Origin of the sequence: Streptomyces iakyrus (genome assembly GCF_000717055.1) — a bacterium.
GTDB lineage: Bacteria > Actinomycetota > Actinomycetes > Streptomycetales > Streptomycetaceae > Streptomyces > Streptomyces iakyrus.
Genome location: NZ_JNXI01000001.1, coordinates 535,007 through 550,400, shown reverse-complemented (window position 1 = coordinate 550,400; position 15,394 = coordinate 535,007). Strand labels below are relative to the sequence as shown.

Sequence of the window (15,394 nt, the reverse complement as noted above, 5' to 3'; positions counted from 1 at the left end):
CAAGAGCAGGTTTCTCCGTGATATCCACCGCTATTCGCGTCGCCCGGGTGGGCAGCGCGGCCGAGCTGGCCGCGGCGGTCCTCATGGTGGCGGGCTTCCCCGCCCTCATGCTGGCCGCGCTCGTCCCGAGCGTTCCCGCCTTCGCGGCAGCGGCCGCCGTGACGTACCTGGCGGACCACTATCTGCACCGCAAGGGCAGCTACCTGATCAACCGCCTCGGCAAGGTGCGGGCGGGCCTGTCGATCCGCTTCCTGATCCGGCAGCTGCTGCTCGTCCTGCTGCTGGCCCGGCTGTCCCTCGCGGACAACCTGATCTACTACGGGGCGATCGCCTGCTTCATCGCCTTCTACGGTCTGCAGGCCCCGCACGGCGCGCTCGTCCAGCTGATACGCAACCGCCGCCGCATGCCGGTCGCCACCCGCAACGTCGACCTGGCCTCCCGCATCCGCATCCCGGACGCCCCGCCCCGCAGGCTGCTGCACCGCTCCGCCGAGAAGATGCTCCACCTCGACCTCGCGGCGGTCGTCGGCATCCTGGTGGCCGCGCAGGTCAAGTCGGCCCTGATCGGCTTCATCGGCATCGGCATCACCGTGGCCGTGGCCACCCTGTACGTCCTGGCCCTGGTGCCGTACGTGCGCGGCCGGAAGATCCCGCCGAACGCCGAGAAGGTCCTGGCCGCCGTCGACGACTGGCTGGGCGAGTACAAGCCGGAGACGGTCCTGTACTTCTCCGGTTCGAAGGACTCCGCGTACCAGGTCAACATGTGGCTCGACACCATGGAGAAGCTGGACTCCAAGCCGCTGATCATCCTGCGTGAGCGGGCCATCCTGAACAACCTGGCGCCCACCACGGTCCCCGTCATCTGCGTGCCCGGAGGGGTGCACCTGATGAACATGGACCTGTCCACGGTGCGCGTCGCGCTCTACGCGGCCAACGTCGGCAAGAACATCCACATGCTGCGCGTGCCCACCATCAAGCACGTCTTCATCGGCCACGGCGACAGCGACAAGCTCGCCAGCGTCAACCCGTACAGCAAGGTCTACGACGAGGTGTGGACGGCCGGCCGCGCGGGCCGCGACCGCTACGCCATCGCCGACGTCGGTGTCCGCGACGACGACATCGTCGAGGTCGGCCGCCCCCAGCTCGCCCCGATCCAGACCTGGCAGGGCGTGCCCGAGGGACGCATCCCGACCGTGCTGTACGCCCCCACCTGGGAGGGCTGGGACGGCAACCCGGGCAACACCTCGGTCGTGCTGGCCGGCGAGAACATCGTGAAGCAGCTCGTGCAGGCCGACCCGCCGGTCCGCGTCCTGTACAAGCCGCACCCGTTCACCGGCAACGTCAGCAAGGAGGCGGGCGCCGCGCACCGGCGGATCACCGCCCTGGTGCAGAAGGCCGCCGCGGAGCGGGCCATCAACACGCGGTTCGTCGCCGACACCGCCGCCCAGGCCCAGGCCAAGGCCGAGCTGAGCCGCATCGAGGCCCGGCTCGCGCAGTTGTCCGGCTCCGGCGGCGACCGCGGCGACGAGGCCGTGGCCACCCGTGACGGGCTGATCGACGTCGCCCGGCACGAGGAGGCCGCCCGGCTGCGCGCCGAGTGGAACGACGCCTACTGGCGTTCCTTCCCGTCCTGGGAGCACCGCGTCATCACCGGCGCCGAGCCGCGGCTGTACGACTGCTTCAACGTCTCCGACGCGATGGTCTCCGACATCTCCAGCGTGGTCTCCGACTTCATCGCGAGCGGCAAGCCGTACGCGGTCACGGACTCCGCCGGGGTGGGCGTCGAGGAGTTCAAGCGGAACAACACGGCGGTGCGGGCCGCGGTGATCCTGTCCAACAGCGCGTCCGAGCTGGGCGAGCTGCTCGGCGCGGTCCGCGCCCCGGACGCCGACCCGCTGGCCGAGGACCGCAAGGAGCTCAAGCGGTACCTGCTGGGCCCGGACGAGCCGACCTCGCTGGAGCAGTTCAACACCGCCGTCGCGAACCTCGCCCTCAAGGCCGAGACGCGCAACGTCGGCCAGCAGTCACGGGACGCGGCCGCCCTCGCGGAGAGCGAGGCCGAGCTGGCGAACGCCGTGCCCGGGCAGCGGGTGCCCACGGCCGGTGACACGGACGGTGTCGGCACGGGCTGAACTACCGCCGCTGACTGAAGAGTTCGGCCCCGAGGAGATTCTCCTCGGGGCCGAACTCTTCCTGTTTCCCGGCCCCTGTCCGCTCAATGTGTGACCTGTCCCACTAACACCCGTGTGCGAGGCAACCGCTTGCCTCGATCACCCGTCTACCAAGTAGCGAATGAGGCGATACGGGGGGAATATCCCATTGACTAGGGGGAAACGTGACCGTGACGCAGCCTGATGTGAGTGTGATCATCGGGGCGTACGAAGCGATGCCGTATCTGATCGAGTGCCTCTCGTCCGTCGAGGCACAGACCATCGATCCGACACGCGTCGAGGTCATCGCGGTGGACGACGGCTCGACGGACGGAACGGGGGAGTACCTGGAGGAGTTCGCCGAGCGGGCTCCCATGCACGTCCTGGTGATCCGTCAGGAGAACTCCGGCGGCCCCAGCGGCCCGCGCAACGTCGGCCTGGGCAAGGCCACCGGGCGCTACGTCTTCTTCCTCGACGCCGACGACCGCCTGGGCCCCGAGGCCCTGGAGCGCATGGTCGGCATGGCCGACCGGGCGGGCACGGACGTGGTGCTGGGCAAGGTCGAGGGCGTCAACCGCTCGGCGCCGAAGTCCATGTGGGGCAAGACGGTGGAGCGGACGGACGTCTTCTCCTCCAACATCAAGTTCACGCTCAGCGCCCAGAAGCTGTTCCGCCGCGAACTGCTGGACCGGTACGGCATGCGTTTCGACGAGTCGCTGTTCACCGGCGAGGACGCGCTGTTCACCATGGAGGCGTATCTGCGGGCGGACGGCGTCTCCGTGGTCGCCGACCACACCTGCTACTACCTGGTCGGCCGCGATGACGGCAAGCACGTGACGAAGAGCGGCAGTTACACGCTGCGCTTCGACTCCGCGCGGGCCCTGATGGAGCTCATCGCCGAGCTCGTCCCCGCGGGCGGCCGGCGCGACCAGCTGATGGTCCGGCCCTTCCTCGTGACGCTGCTGCCGCAGTTCGGGCCCAAGTACCTGACGGACAGCGAGGACATACGCCGGCACAAGTTCGAGCTGGCCAAGCCGCTGATGGACGCCCACTGGACCGAGGGCGTCGCCCACCGGCTCAAGGTCCACGAGCGGCTGCGGCTGCACCTGGTCGCCGAGCAGCGCCCGGAACTGCTCCTGGACGTGGTGAAGTTCGTCAAGGCCAAGAAGCAGGCGGCGGCCCTCCTGGAGAGGAAGGGCCGCCGGGTGTACCTGGCCTACCCGCACTTCCGGGACCGCGCCGCGGGCGTCCCCGACTCCGTCTACCTCGCCGAGCCCCGGGAGGCCCGGGCTTTCCCGGGCTACCGCGAGGGCGGCGTCGACACGTTCGTACGCCGGGCGGTGCGCAAGGCGCGGCGGGTCATCACCTCACGGGAGGTGCGGCACGCGGCCTGACCGCGCCTGCGGCCGCTCAGCGCGGTGCGGTCCTGCCGCGGCTCAGCGCGGTGCGGTCGGGACCTCTGTCGCGGTGCGCTGGCCGGGCACCGCGGCCAGCCGCTCCGCCACCCGTGCCCGGTGGTCCCGGGCCTGCCCGCACAACGCCCGGACGGCGTCGTTGAAGCGCTCCTGCGACGACGGCTCCGCCGGGCCCAGCAGGCGCAGCTTCAGCTCCGCGCGCGCCTCGGCCAGTTCGTCGTGCTCCGGGTGCCGGACCGTCTCCAGCAGGTCCGGCACCCCGGCGGCGTCGGGGGTCAGCACCGTCGCCGCCACCACCGTCGGGAACGCCGCACGGAAGGCGGCCTCCGGCAGCCCGCTGGTGTTGGCCACCGCGTACGGCTTCTCGCTCGCCAGGAAGTCGCTGATCACGCTCGACACATCACTGATCAGCAGGTCGGCCACGTTGAAGCAGGAGTACAGCGTGGGCCGGGCGTCCGTGATGATCTGGTGCTCGCCCTCCGGCAACGAGGCCCAGTACGCCTCCTCCCACGCGGCCGTCGCGCGCGCCACCGCCGCCGCCCGGCCCGGCTCCGGCGCCGACTGCACCAGCATCCGCTCCACGGTGTCGGCCCCGGCCCGGAAGACCGACGTCGTGAGCCGGTCCAGCTCGGCGGCGCAGCGGGCGAGTGCCGCACTGTCCGAGGGGCCCGTCGCCGCCCGCTCCCGGTTGGCCGCCCGGATCAGCTCCCGGATCCGCAGATCGGCCGCGCCAGCGCGCGGGTCCACCGAGCCCGTCAGCGGATGCGGCTTGTACAGCAGCCGCACGCCCGGGTCCGCGAGCAGCGCCCGCACCAGGTTTTCGCCGGCCGCGATCACCGAGGTGTTGCCGGGGTTGCCGTCCCAGCCCTCCCAGGTCGGCGCGTACAGCACGGTCGTCCGGGCCCCGGCTGGCGGCCCGGCGTAGGGCAGCACGCCGTCCAGCTGCGGGCGGCCCGTCTCCACCACGTCCTTGTCCTCGACCCCGACCTCGGCCAGGGCGTACCGCTCGCGCGCTGCGGGACCGGCCACCCACACCTCGTCGTACGCCTTCGCGTACGGGTTGCAGGAGGAGAGCTTGTCGCTCTCGCCGTGGTTGACGAAGGTGTGCTTGATCGTGGGGATGCGCAGCACCTGGGAGGTCTTGCCGGAGTTCGACGGGTGGATGAGGACCTGGAGCGTGGAGTGCTCCAGGCGCATCAGCGTCGACACCTTCGGCAGGCAGACGATCGGGATGTCCGTCGCGGCGATCTTCTGCACCATGAACCGCTCGCGCAGCACGATGACCGGCCGGCCCTCGAGACCGGCGAGCGGCTCCAGCCACATGTTCGCCTGGTAGGCCGAGGAGGCACCGCCGGAGAAGTACAGGCCGACGGTCGGCCGGTAGTCGGCCAGCCACGCGTCGAACCAGTCGAGCACCTCCTGCTCGCCGGCCGGACGACGGCCCGGCAGCAGCCGCAGGAGCAGCACGCCGAGGCCCGCCAGCCCGAGGGCGAGGGACAGGGCGATGCCCGCGGCTGCGTACACCGGCCGGTCACCCGGCGCGCTGGCCAGCAGCCCGGCCGTGGCCGGCAGGCCGAACACCAGCAGCCGGTGCCCGGGGCGGCGCAGCAGGACGGACGGGGCCGGGGACAGCCGCAGCGCCGAGGCGTCGATGTTCCGGGTGACCACCGGCAGGGTGCGGGTGCGGCGCACCAGCACGGAGACCGCCTGGATCGCGCAGTGCAGCACGTAGAAGACGAGCAGCCCGGCCACCAGCGGGGCGTACACCGTCTCCCGGTCCTGCTCGCCCAGCCGCAGCAGGGCCACGACCAGCAGCAGGTCACGCAGGACGTGCCGCACGGTGATGTCCGCGTGTGACTTGGCGAACAGCGACAGCACCCCGCGCTGCCAGCGGTACAGGACGCCCTCGGTGGCCAGGGAGACGACCGTCGCGGCGATCAGCAGCGGAACGTCGGGCCGCAGCGCCGCGACCGCCTGTGCGGCGAACGCGGCGGCCAGGACGACGGTGACCAGCCCCTTGAGAAGGGCCTGCGGGCGGGGGAGAGGTACGGGCACTGCGGTCACTCCAGGAGCGTCGGGTCGGCGCAGGTCGGCCGTCCGGGTTAACGCGCGGCGGCCTCCTGACGACACGCGCGTGTCGTCAGGGTGTGCGGAGCGGTCGCCGCCGCGTGTCGTCGGACCGTAGCGGAAGGCGGCGTTCCTGTCGCCGGTGGGGCCGGGAAAAGAAGATCGGATTCCCGGCGCGCGGCGGCAGCGGACGAGGGTGACCGCCGTCCCGTGACACGGGCGGCACCGTCCGTAACGTGGACCGGCGCCACGCCCTGCCCGGCAGTCCCGTAGATTTCCTGGTGAGGGAGCGAATCGACGCGAGGGGACGGACGGCGACGTGGCAGGGGCAAGGCAGGCCGTGGGCGAGGCCCGCAGGATCGTCGTCAAGGTCGGGTCCTCCTCGCTGACCACCGCCTCGGGCGGCTTGGACGCGGACCGGGTGGACGCGCTGGTGGACGTGCTCGCCAAGGTCCGAAACCAGGGGGCGGCCCGAAGGGCCTCGGTTGAGGGTGGTGGCGGGAGACGGGAGGGCGGCGGGGAGCGCGAGATCGTCCTGGTCTCGTCGGGCGCCATCGCCGCCGGCCTCGCCCCGCTGGGCCTGCGCCGCCGTCCCAAGGATCTCGCCCGGCAGCAGGCGGCCGCCAGCGTCGGCCAGGGCCTGCTGGTCGCCCGCTACACCGCCTCCTTCGCCCGCTACGGCGTCCGCGTCGGGCAGGTCCTGCTGACCTCCGACGACATGAGCCGCCGCTCGCACCACCGCAACGCCTCGCGCACCCTGGACAAGCTGCTCGCGATGGGCGCCTTCCCGGTCGTCAACGAGAACGACACCGTCGCCACGGACGAGATCCGCTTCGGCGACAACGACCGCCTCGCCGCCCTCGTCGCCCACCTCGTCCACGCCGACCTGCTCGTCCTGCTGTCCGACGTGGACGGCGTCTACGACGGGGACCCCGCGAGGCCCGGCACCTCCCGCATCGGCGAGGTGCGCGACCCCGCCGACCTCGCACACGTCGAGATCGGCAGCACCGGCAAGGCCGGCGTCGGTACCGGCGGCATGGTCACCAAGGTCGAGGCCGCCCGGATCGCGGCCGCCGCCGGCGTCCCCGTCGTCCTCACCAGCGCCGTCCACGCCGCCGACGCCCTGACCGGCCAGGACACCGGCACCTACTTCCATCCCACCGGCAAGCGCTCCGCCGACCGGCTGCTGTGGCTCCAGCACGCCTCCACCCCGCAGGGCGCACTGACCCTGGACGACGGCGCCGTGCAGGCCGTCGTGGACCGCCGCAAGTCGCTGCTGCCGGCCGGCATCGCCGCCGTCGAGGGCGAGTTCAGCGCCGGCGACCCGGTCGAGCTGCGGGACGGCAGGGGGCAGGCGGTGGCCCGCGGGCTCGTCAACTTCGACGCCAAGGAGATCCCCCGGCTCATCGGCCGCTCGACCCGGGAACTGGCCCGCGAACTCGGACCTGCGTACGAGCGCGAGGTCGTACACAGGGACGACCTGGTGGTTCTGCACCCTTAATGTGTCGAAACGTCCGACCCCGGTGGTGGACGTTCCGCAAAACCGCCACGCGATCCCTTGCGGCCTGCTCAACTTTGTCTCGGGGAACTGTTCCGCAGCAGCGCCACGTGCAGAAGGAGGCCGTCGTGCGACGAGTGCGCCCTGGGGCTCAGGCGTCCCGCGGTGGTGCCGGCTCCCGCGCGGCCGGTGAGGAGCGCGCCCTGACGAGCGTGGCGGCCGGGGACCGGTTCCAGGGCGAGGAACCCGGCGACACCCCGCGCCTGTGGCACGTCACCCTCAGCGTCTCCGGCAAGGAGGCCCCGCTCCCGGAGGTCCGGCGCGCCCTGGAGCAGCTCGCCCACGACCATCCCTTCTTCCTGACCAGCCGGTACGCGGTCGACCACGCGGAGATCCGGTACTGGGAGGAGGCCCGCGACCTGCACGACGCGGCCGCCGTCGCCCTGCGCCTGTGGGGCGAGCACCGGCAGACCGCCGGGCTGCCGCCCTGGGAGATCGTCGGCCTGGAGGTCATCGACCGCGCGACCTACCACCAGCGCATCGCCGAGGGGTACGGACCGCCGCCGGCGTCCCCGGTCGGCGTTCACCCGTTTTGACCCGTTCCACGAAGTGTCTCGCGCTTCGGAACGAACGATGAACCGAGCCGCCCGGCGCACTACCCTTCCCTCATGACCACGCTCTCTCCGTACGACTCCATGTCCCCGGTCACCGAGGCCGCCTACCGCGCCAAGGCCGCCGCAGCGACCCTCGCGCCGCTGCCCCGGGCCGAGAAGGACGACGCGCTGCTCGCCATCGCGGACGCTCTGGAGGTCCGTGCGAGTGAGGTGGTCGAGGCCAACGCCAAGGACGTCGCCAAGGCCCGAGAGGCCGGCATCAGCGAGGGCATGATCGACCGGCTCACGCTCACCCCCGAGCGGATCCGCGCCATCGCCTCCGACGTGCGCGACGTCGCCGCGCTGCCCGACCCGGTCGGCGAGGTCGTGCGCGGTAACACGCTGCCCAACGGCATCGACCTGCGCCAGGTCCGCGTGCCGCTCGGCGTCGTCGGGATCATCTACGAGGGCCGCCCGAACGTCACCGTCGACGCCGCCGCCCTCTGCCTGAAGTCCGGCAACGCGGTCCTGCTGCGCGGCTCCTCCTCGGCGTACCAGTCGAACACCGCCCTCGTGCGCGTCCTGCGCGACGCCGTCGGCGGGGCCGGGCTGCCCGCCGACGCCGTCCAGCTCGTCCCCGGCGAGAGCCGCGACAGCGTGCGCGAGCTGATGCGCGCCCGCGGCCTGGTCGACGTGCTCATCCCGCGCGGCGGCGCCTCCCTGATCAACACGGTCGTCCAGGAGTCCGTCGTCCCGGTCATCGAGACCGGCACCGGCAACTGCCACGTCTACGTCGACGCCCAGGCCGACCTCGACATGGCCGTCGAGATCCTGATCAACTCCAAGGCCCAGCGGGTCGGCGTCTGCAACGCCGCCGAGACCCTCCTGGTCCACCAGGACATCGCCGCGGAGTTCCTGCCCCGCGCTCTGGACGCCCTCGCCGAGGCCGGGGTCACCGTGCACGCCGACGAGCGCGTGCAGGCCTACGCCAAGGACTCCAAGGCCACCGTGGTCGAGGCGACGGCCGAGGACTGGGAGACCGAGTACCTGTCGTACGACATCGCCGCCGCGGTCGTGGACTCCCTGGAGAAGGCCGTCGAGCACATCCGGCTGTGGACCTCCGGCCACACCGAGGCCATCGTGACGACCTCGCAGCAGGCCGCCCGCCGCTTCACCCAGCTGGTCGACTCGACCACGGTCGCCGTGAACGCCTCGACCCGCTTCACCGACGGCGGCCAGTTCGGCTTCGGCGCGGAGATCGGCATCTCCACGCAGAAGCTGCACGCCCGCGGCCCCATGGGCCTGCCGGAGCTCACCAGCACCAAGTACATCGTCACCGGGGACGGGCACATCCGGCGCTGACCCGTTCGGCGTAAGGCGGTATGCGGGCCGGCGCATGGATGTGCCCGCCCGGGCGGCGCAGGCGCGTCGGTGCGAGGCGGGGGTGAACCGGGTCGGCGTGCGCCCTCACGGACCCCGTGGGAGCCGTCTCGACCAGTGGATGAATTTCCATACCGTCTGCCCAAATTGACCCCCCAGGTCTACTCTGGATGCGTGCCGGAGGACGTGGGGGGCACGCCGTTTCCGGACGGCCGGGAGCCCGACGACGACCACGACCGCGGGGTGTCGGACGAAGAGTTCGCCTCCGTGGTCTTCGACGAGGCCTTCGTACGCGCGGCCGTGGTGCACGAGCCGACCGCGGTGGAGCGCCTCCTGGCAGCAGCGCAGGCGAGAGCCGAGGCCTCCGAGGCGGAGGCGCGCCGCGCCCACACCAGAGGCGAGCGGTTCGACGACGGGTACGGTTCGGACGGCCGTGGCGGTTTCGGCCGCGACCCCGGCCTCGACGAGCTCGACGACCCCGACGTCATCGAGGACCCCTACGGCGGCACGGGACCGTACTCCAAACAGGTCCGCTGGCACCGCCCCGTCGCCTGGATGCTCGCCCTCGTGATGGGCATCGGCATGGTCGCGCTGGCCTTCACGGCGGTCTACCGCGGAGCGTCCTCCAACCGCGACGAGCCCGCGCCGCCGCCCGCCTCGACCGGGCTGGAACAGGGCGGCGGAGCCTCCCCCTCGGCGTCCGCCGACTACTCCCAGCCGGCTGTCTCGGTGATCCCCCGCAACCCCTGACCGGAACCCGCCCATTTTGGTGAGAACCTGTCAGAACTTGTGGTGCAGCGGGGCGTTTACCCGAGCTTCCGGCGACCTACCCTGAAGATATGGGCGGGCCTGGAAACCCACCTGAGGGGACTCCCGAGGGCGCCCCCGGAGGTGGCGAGGACGAGTACCGATCCGTCGTCTTCGACGAGTCGTTCGTCCGTGCTGCGCGCCTCCAGGAGTTCTCCGCGCAGGAGCGCATCGCCGACCACGCGCCCGCCGTGCGGCGCCGCCCGCCCCTGCGCCGGGGTCTGTCCCGGCAGGCCCTCGTCCTGGTCCTGCTGATCGCCGTCGCCTTCGGCACCGCGATCTACATGGGCGTACGGCACCCCTACCAGACCCCCGCCGCCCGGGAGCCCGTCGAGCCCCTGCGGATGACCGTCATCCCCCTCGCCCCCGAGGGCAAGGTGCCCGGCACGGCCGACCTGGAGTACCTGTACGGGCACAGCCCCGCCGCACAGTTCAGGACCGGCGCGGAGGGCGTGCCGCTGCCCGCCTCGCGGCGCACCGCGCACTTCTCGGACAGCCAGGTGGTGAGCGCCCTGACCACCGCCAAGGACTACATCGTCCGGTCGGCCCTCGACCCGGAGGTGCTCACGGGCGGTGAGGTCCGGGCCGTCCGCGTGCTGCTCGATCCCGACCAGCTGGAACAGTTCGACCAGAGCTTCGCCCGCCCCACCGCCGACGGACGCCACGCGCCCACCGGCTGGCTCGTGCGCTTCGACCCCGCGCGCGCCGAGCTCGCCGACCGCAAGGTCCGGGTCCAGGGCACACTCCAGGCCGCCGAGGCCGACTCGTCCACGCTGGAGGTCACCGCCGACCACACGTTCGTGTACGCGCTGCGGCCGGCCGGGGTCGGAGACAAGGACGAGGTGTCCCTGTTCACCCTCCGGCGCGAGCTGCACTTCCGTTTCGACCGGGACGACCTGCGGCTGCACCAGGCCCAGCTCGTCGTCTCCTACGTCCAGGCCGGCCCGCTCTCCTGCGCGGAGGACTCCACGAACCACCTCCGGCCCCTCCTCGCCGGCCAGACGGCCAAGGAGGGCGGCCCCGCGGGCACCGACCCCTACGCCACGGGCAGCGCGACGGCCCTGTGCGGCTCCCTGGCGACGAGCGCGCAGCCGAAGGTCTGAGGAGGCCCGGAAGGGGTCAGCTCCCGTCGCGCGGCGGCCGGTCGTCCCCCGGGGAGCCGGGCGGGTCCGACTCCGGCCCCTGGGGCGGCTTCGGGGAGGAGTTCGTGAAGCCGCTGAAGCCGCGGCGGACCCGGTCGCCCAGGTCGCCGGCGCCGCCCGCGAGGTCCGTGACCAGCTTCATCAGGGGGTCCTTCGAGCTCTTCACATGGGTGCTGTAGTGGTTCGCCGACTCCCGCCAGGAGTCCCGGACCGAGGTGTCCTTGTCCTCGTCGCGCCGCGGGTAGTGGCCGTCCATGATCCGCTGGTAGTCCCGCGACTCGGCCCACTTCTTCAGCTCGGCCGCCCGCACGGTGGTGAAGGGGTGGGAGCGGGGCAACACGTTCAGGATCTTCAGCACGGAGTCGCGCAGGTCGCCCCCGGCCTCGTACTCCTCCGCCTGGGCGAGGAACGCGTCCACGTTCATCTCGTGCAGGTGGTTGCCGCCCGCGATCTTCATCAGACCCCGCATGGAGGCCTGCAGGTCCTGCCCGACCAGCAGCCCCGCACGGTCGGCGCTCAGCTCCGACTTGCGGAACCACTCCCGCAGCCCGGTCACGATCGCCATGATCGCGAGGTTGCCCAGCGGGATCCAGGCGACCCGGACGGCGAGGCTGGTCAGGAACAGCAGGATCGTCCGGTAGACGGAGTGCCCGGACAGGGCGTGCCCCACCTCGTGCCCGACGACCGCCCGCATCTCCTCCTCGTCGAGCAGCTCGACGAGGCCGGTCGTGACGACGATGATCGGCTCGTCCAGGCCGATGCACATCGCGTTCGGCTGCGGATCCTGGTTCACGTACATCGGGGGGACCTTCTCCAGGTCCAGGATGTAGCAGGCGTCCCGCAGCATCACGTTCAGATGGGCGAACTGCTGGTCCGACACCCGTACGGAGTCGGACAGGAACAGCAGCCGCAGACTGCGCTCGGGCAGCAGACCGCTGAGCGCCTTGAACACCGTGTCGAACCCGCTCAGCTTGCGCAGCGCCACCAGGGCGGAGCGGTCGGCCGGGTGTTCGTACGTACGCGAGGAGATGCCGGGGAAGCGCCTGCGCTGCCTGCTCGGCACGTGCTCGTGCCCGTTGTGCTCGTGGCCGTCGGACATGTCTTCCCCCATGCGTCTGTTGTGACCTTTGCGGCCCCTTGTGCGGCCTTTTGCTTCCCCGAGGCAGAGCCCAGCCTAGGCGGAGTTACGGTGGTCGGGCAGTACAGCGAAGGAGACCACCGCCATGGAGCACCATCCCGCATCCGCCTGGCTCGCCGAGGCCGCGAGCGCCGCCGAGCGGCAAGGGGGGCCGGGGATGCTGCGGTACGTACTGCTCGTGATGATCGTGGGCTGTGTGCTGACCGCGTGGTTCCTGCTGCGTGGCTACAGACGGAAGGACGACTGAGGCCGCACGAAGGTTCCCCGCCGGGCCCCGGGCCGGCCCCGGCGGCGGCGCGTGTGACCGCCCGCGGGACGAACAGGCGGAGTCGGGGTGATCGCGCGGCGGGCGCCCGCTTACGATGAGCCGACGTCTTTAACCCGCCCACACGCGATAGGTCCTGCCGAAGATGAGCTTCCACAGCACCGCTGCCCAGTTGGTCACCCTCGCCGCCGAGGGCGAGGAGCACGGCGGAAACCACGAGAGCCTCAGCCCCTACCTCACCGGTGGCGGCGCGCTCTTCATCCTGCTGCTCCTGCTGTGGATCACCACCCGCTTCAACCGCGACCGCTGAGACCCGCGGGGCATCCCGCCGAGGATGCCCGGGGGACCACGGGGGCGGCCGGAGCCCTCAGGCAGGGCCGGTAGGGTCTGCACGCATGGGAGAGCAGGACATGCCTACCGGTCCGGCGGACGAGACGCCGCACGACCCGGCACAGGACACGGCGAGCGGTACCGAGCGACACTCGGAGCCCCGCCGTGCCTCCTCGGCGGCCGGCGGGACCGACGGTCCCCGCACCAGCCCGTCGCGGCCGGGCAAGCGCCGCCTCGGCGTCATGGGCGGCACCTTCGACCCGATCCACCACGGGCACCTGGTGGCGGCCAGCGAGGTCGCCGCGGCGTTCCACCTCGACGAGGTGGTCTTCGTCCCGACCGGCCAGCCCTGGCAGAAGAGCCACCGCAGCGTCTCGCCGGCCGAGGACCGCTACCTGATGACGGTCATCGCGACCGCCGAGAACCCGCAGTTCTCCGTGAGCCGCATCGACATCGACCGCGGCGGCCCCACCTACACCGTGGACACCCTGCGCGACCTCCGGGCGCTCAACCCGGACACGGACCTGTTCTTCATCACCGGCGCCGACGCGCTCGCCCAGATCCTCACCTGGCGGGACAGCGAGGAACTGTTCTCCCTGGCGCACTTCATCGGAGCCACCCGGCCCGGCCACCATCTGGACGACTCCGGGCTCCCCGAGGGCGGTGTCTCGCTGGTGGAGGTTCCCGCTCTGGCCATCTCCTCCACCGACTGCCGTGCGAGAGTCGCCAAGGGCGATCCCATCTGGTACCTGGTGCCGGACGGAGTCGTGCGCTATATCGACAAGCGCGAGCTGTACCGCGGCGAGTGAGCCGAGAGGGGCACCGGTGAACGACCGATACGACGCGGGGGCCGCGGGCCACGGCGCCGAGCAGTACGAGCTCGTCGGCTACGACGAGTACGGCCAGCCTGTCTACCGGCAGGTCCGGCCCCAGCAGCCCCAGCAGCAGACGTACGACCCGTACGCCCAGCAGACCCAGCAGTACGGCCAGGGCTACGGCTACGACCCGTACGCGCAGCAGGGCACGCAACCGCCCGCCTACGACTACGGGGCCTACGACCCGTACGCCACCGGCTCGCACCAGGGCGGCGGCCCCGTGCCGGGCACCGCGCACGACCCCTACGGCCAGGCCACCGCGGCCACCGGCCGGCAGCCCCGCGCCGAACAGACCGCGCAGCAGACCGCCCACATTCCGCAGCAGGCCGGCCCGGCGCACGACCAGGAAGCCCCCGCCGAGCCGCAACGGGAGTACCACACCGAGCAGTTCGCCTTCGTCGAGGAACCGGACGCCAACTCCGAAGACGTCATCGACTGGCTGAAGTTCACCGAGAACCGCACCGAACGCCGCGAGGAGGCCCGGCGCCGGTCCCGCAGCCGGATCGTCGCCCTGGCGGTCGTGCTCGCGCTCGTCGCGGCCGGCGGCGTCGGCTACCTCTGGTATGCGGGCAAGCTGCCCGGCCTCTCCTCCGACGGCTCCGCGACCGGCACCGCGACGTCCGCCGGCGCCCAGAAGCGCGACGTGATCGTCGTCCACCTGCACGACATCAAGGGCGACGGCACCGCCACGGCCCTCCTGGTCGACAACACCACCACCCAGCGGGGCACCACCGTCCTGTTGCCCAACTCGCTCGCGCTGACCAGCGACGACGGCACCACGACCACCCTGGCCAAGTCGGTCGAGGACGACGGCTCCGACGGCACCCGCGACGCGCTCGACACGGTCCTCGGCACCGACATCGAGGGCACCTGGCGCCTGGACACCCCCTACCTGCAGAACCTCGTCGACCTCGTCGGCAACATCGACGTCGACACCGACACCGACGTCCCCGACCCCACCGCCAAGAAGAAGGGCACCGCCCCCCTGGTCAACAAGGGCCGGGACCAGACCCTCAGCGGCAAGATGGCCGTCGCCTACGCCACCTACCGCGCCCCCGGCGAGGCCCAGGACGCCCAGCTGAAGCGCTTCGGGCAGGTCCTGCAGAGCGTCCTGCGCAAGCTGTCCTCCGACCCGCAGGCCGCGACGACCACGATCCAGACGCTCCAGCAGATCCTCGATCCGTCCCTCACCGACAAGGACCTCGGCACCTTCCTCGCCGGGCTCTCCGACCTCGCCAAGGGCGGCGACTACAAGACGGACCTGCTGCCCGTCCGGAGCGACGGCACGCTCAGCGCGCGGACCGGCGCGGGGATCGTCCGGAACGTCCTCGGCGGCACCGCCAAGAGCCCCGACAAGGACGCCGCCGTGAGCGTCTCCGTCCAGAACGCCACCGGCGTCAAGGACAACACCGAGAAGGCCCGCGTCGTGCTCCTCAACGGCGGCTTCACCTTCCTGGAGGGCGGCACCGGCACCGCCCGGGCCACCTCCGAGGTCGTCTACACCGACGCCGCCGACAAGGCGAACGCAACCGAGGTCGCCAAGACCCTGGGCCTGCCCGCGGGCTCCGTGACCAAGGGGAAGACCTCCGGGAGCGCCGACGTCTCCGTCGTCCTCGGCCAGGACTACAAGCCGTCGTCCGACTAGACGGCGGGAGGGGCGCCCCCACGTGATCCCCGTTATCGCGTAGGGGGCGCACGGCGGTCCGTGAGACCCTTGGTGGCAAGTGTCCGCCG

The 15,394-nt window shown here is 71.8% G+C and carries 13 protein-coding genes; 11 read left to right on the top strand and 2 right to left on the bottom strand.

The window, feature by feature from the left end:
* The first annotated feature begins 17 nt into the window (after nt 1-17).
* Nucleotides 18-2,132 (top strand): CDP-glycerol glycerophosphotransferase family protein, encoded by a 2,115-nt coding sequence (locus tag OO68_RS02475; protein ID WP_245236880.1) that lies wholly within the window; start codon nt 18-20, stop codon nt 2,130-2,132.
* 203 nt (nt 2,133-2,335) lie between these two features.
* Complete coding sequence (locus OO68_RS02470) at nt 2,336-3,544, top strand: glycosyltransferase family 2 protein (RefSeq protein WP_051814296.1); 1,209 nt, start codon at nt 2,336-2,338, stop codon at nt 3,542-3,544.
* A 42-nt stretch (nt 3,545-3,586) separates the two neighbouring features.
* Here the strand turns inward: OO68_RS02470 and OO68_RS02465 are convergent, their stop codons facing one another.
* Nucleotides 3,587-5,620: a CDP-glycerol glycerophosphotransferase family protein gene (locus tag OO68_RS02465; protein ID WP_033306377.1), complete on the bottom strand. Its 2,034-nt coding sequence runs from the start codon at nt 5,618-5,620 to the stop codon at nt 3,587-3,589.
* Nucleotides 5,621-5,951: 331 nt separating this feature from the next.
* On the opposite strand from OO68_RS02465, the gene proB reads away from it, so the two are divergent.
* From proB to OO68_RS02440, 5 genes are all read left to right on the top strand, one after another.
* Nucleotides 5,952-7,133, top strand: a complete 1,182-nt coding sequence (proB, locus tag OO68_RS02460) for a glutamate 5-kinase (RefSeq protein WP_078625136.1) — start codon at nt 5,952-5,954, stop codon at nt 7,131-7,133.
* 134 nt (nt 7,134-7,267) lie between these two features.
* Complete coding sequence (locus OO68_RS02455) at nt 7,268-7,726, top strand: DUF8830 family protein (RefSeq protein ID WP_033306375.1); 459 nt, start codon at nt 7,268-7,270, stop codon at nt 7,724-7,726.
* Nucleotides 7,727-7,798: 72 nt separating this feature from the next.
* A complete protein-coding gene (locus OO68_RS02450) occupies nt 7,799-9,085 on the top strand; it encodes a glutamate-5-semialdehyde dehydrogenase (protein ID WP_033306374.1) in 1,287 nt (428 codons plus the stop codon).
* A gap of 192 nt (nt 9,086-9,277) precedes the next feature.
* Nucleotides 9,278-9,853, top strand: coding sequence for an SCO2584 family spore wall biosynthesis protein (locus tag OO68_RS02445; RefSeq protein ID WP_439332891.1), 576 nt, complete (start codon nt 9,278-9,280; stop codon nt 9,851-9,853).
* Between the two features lie 89 nt (nt 9,854-9,942).
* Nucleotides 9,943-11,013 carry an SCO2583 family membrane protein gene (locus tag OO68_RS02440; protein ID WP_033306372.1) on the top strand — a complete coding sequence of 357 codons (1,071 nt, stop codon included), beginning with the start codon at nt 9,943-9,945 and terminating at the stop codon, nt 11,011-11,013.
* Between the two features lie 16 nt (nt 11,014-11,029).
* On the opposite strand, the gene OO68_RS02435 is transcribed toward OO68_RS02440, so the two are convergent.
* Nucleotides 11,030-12,151 (bottom strand): M48 family metallopeptidase, encoded by a 1,122-nt coding sequence (locus tag OO68_RS02435; RefSeq protein WP_033306371.1) that lies wholly within the window; start codon nt 12,149-12,151, stop codon nt 11,030-11,032.
* 124 nt (nt 12,152-12,275) lie between these two features.
* Here OO68_RS02435 and OO68_RS46695 point away from each other — a divergent pair, with 124 nt between their 5' ends.
* The 4 genes from OO68_RS46695 to OO68_RS02415 all read left to right on the top strand — a co-directional run bounded on the left by OO68_RS46695 (nt 12,276) and on the right by OO68_RS02415 (nt 15,305).
* Nucleotides 12,276-12,437 carry a hypothetical protein gene (locus OO68_RS46695; protein WP_033306370.1) on the top strand — a complete coding sequence of 54 codons (162 nt, stop codon included), beginning with the start codon at nt 12,276-12,278 and terminating at the stop codon, nt 12,435-12,437.
* A gap of 163 nt (nt 12,438-12,600) precedes the next feature.
* On the top strand, nt 12,601-12,765 hold the full coding sequence (locus tag OO68_RS46690; RefSeq protein ID WP_003990192.1) for a hypothetical protein: 165 nt from the start codon (nt 12,601-12,603) through the stop codon (nt 12,763-12,765).
* An 85-nt stretch (nt 12,766-12,850) separates the two neighbouring features.
* On the top strand, nt 12,851-13,594 hold the full coding sequence (nadD, locus tag OO68_RS02420; protein ID WP_033306369.1) for a nicotinate-nucleotide adenylyltransferase: 744 nt from the start codon (nt 12,851-12,853) through the stop codon (nt 13,592-13,594).
* Nucleotides 13,595-13,610: 16 nt separating this feature from the next.
* A complete protein-coding gene (locus tag OO68_RS02415) occupies nt 13,611-15,305 on the top strand; it encodes an LCP family protein (RefSeq protein ID WP_033306368.1) in 1,695 nt (564 codons plus the stop codon).
* Nucleotides 15,306-15,394: the final 89 nt, after the last annotated feature.